Below are 1,391 nucleotides of genomic sequence, written 5' to 3'. Positions count from 1 at the left end.
TTGGTTTGAAAGAAGCGGCAAAAAGAGATGTGGGGACAGGTACAAATCAGATACCGGATATGGGCGCTTTTGCATCTGGCACAGGGTGGTTCAAATTACCAGGCGGGCACATTGTGCAGTTTGGTACATATTCAGGAAACACGACTCGTTTTATCAGCGGTAACTTCCCTATACCGTTTCCGACTCAACCCTTGATTTCTATCAGCGTCATGTCTGATGCCGTCCAGTCAAATCCTTCTGGACCGTTTACGCCTGTACTTTCTGTAAATTTTGAACATATCAGCAATTCGTCATGGCGTGTATCAACGAGTGACAATTCTCAGCAATACCGATTTAGTTATATTTCTATAGGACGTTAACATGCAAAAATATGTATTCAGTGCCAAGAAAAATGCTTTCTTTCCTGTAGAGCTAAAGTCGGTCTATCAAAAGGCAGGAGAGTGGCCAAATGATGGAATAGAAATAGAAGACTCTGTTGCAACTGAATTCATGCGGGAGCCACCTGAAGGCAAATACAGAAATGTAATAGAAGGAATGCCAGCATGGGTAGATATTCCGCCACCAACTCAGGAAGAGTTGATATCTTCCGCTGAGCAGGTTCGCAAGCAACTACTGGCCCATGCAGATGCTGTTATGCTGGACTGGCGAACCGAGTTGATACTGGCTGAAATTAACGACGCCAACAGAGCGAAACTATCGGCGTGGCTGGCCTATAAAAACGAGGTTAAAGCGGTCGATGTGATAACTGACCCGAAGAATGTTAACTGGCCTGCCCTCCCGGAGGCATAGGCCATAAGGGTTTCGCTGTATCAACACGCATCAGCATCACACGGTATTTTTTCCATTCAGATAATGCGGCGATTTCCTCTGTCGTCGCGATATCTGCATCAACAGCATCCTGCCGCCAGGCTATCTCGGCATCAGCAATGGCTCGTAATTGCAACTTATTAGCTTCGGCTTGCTCGATCAATTCCGCCTGCGACGGTGGATGATTTAATATTGAATTAACCTCATCTTCCGTAATTTCTTTTTTATTACCAATAAACTTATCTTGTGAACCGTCATCCTCATAGGCATAAATTATATCTGCATCATCGATAAAATACTTCATCTTAGCTCCCTCCAGCTTACACTTGAGATACCAGTGGTAATAACCTGGTAGGTGGCATTATTGGGAATCACGGGGCAATAACCTCCTGCGCCATTTATTGCCACACCATTTATTCTGACATTCACTGACCAGCTTGCTGATGGTCGGACAAAATCAAGCAATAACTGAATTGGTTTTCCTGTTGTGTTTGTGTACACCACTCCAATACTTCTACTTGATGTCATGTCTTGCCATGTCTGATCAACTCCGAGGCTTACTTTTGCCGCTTCTCCCAATTGAA

At 44.5% G+C, this 1,391-nt stretch carries 3 protein-coding genes and 1 pseudogene; 2 read left to right on the top strand and 2 right to left on the bottom strand.

All coding sequences use genetic code 11. The features are described 5' to 3' along the window. Together OGX94_RS01040 and OGX94_RS01035 are read left to right on the top strand one after the other, a co-directional pair. On the top strand, window positions 1–359 hold a 359-nt coding region (locus OGX94_RS01040), incomplete at its 5' end, for a gp53-like domain-containing protein (RefSeq protein WP_502873438.1). A 1-nt stretch (window position 360) separates the two neighbouring features. Then, entirely contained in the window at window positions 361–789 is a 429-nt protein-coding gene (locus tag OGX94_RS01035; RefSeq protein WP_286568512.1) for a tail fiber assembly protein, read from the top strand. Here OGX94_RS01035 and OGX94_RS01030 read toward each other — a convergent pair. Further along, window positions 761–1,111, bottom strand: a complete 351-nt coding sequence (locus OGX94_RS01030; protein WP_196521083.1) for a tail fiber assembly protein — start codon at window positions 1,109–1,111, stop codon at window positions 761–763. The two genes, OGX94_RS01035 and OGX94_RS01030, sit on opposite strands and share 29 nt — an antisense overlap. Next, window positions 1,108–1,391 (bottom strand): annotated as a pseudogene (locus tag OGX94_RS01025) (pyocin knob domain-containing protein); the annotation flags it as partial. The gene OGX94_RS01030 and the pseudogene OGX94_RS01025, both read right to left, overlap by 4 nt.

Source organism: Citrobacter sp. Cpo037, from assembly GCF_030332945.1.
Classification (GTDB): Bacteria; Pseudomonadota; Gammaproteobacteria; order Enterobacterales; family Enterobacteriaceae; genus Citrobacter; species Citrobacter portucalensis.
The sequence above is the reverse complement of the archived record's forward strand: the minus strand, read 5'-3'. Positions and strand labels throughout refer to the sequence as shown.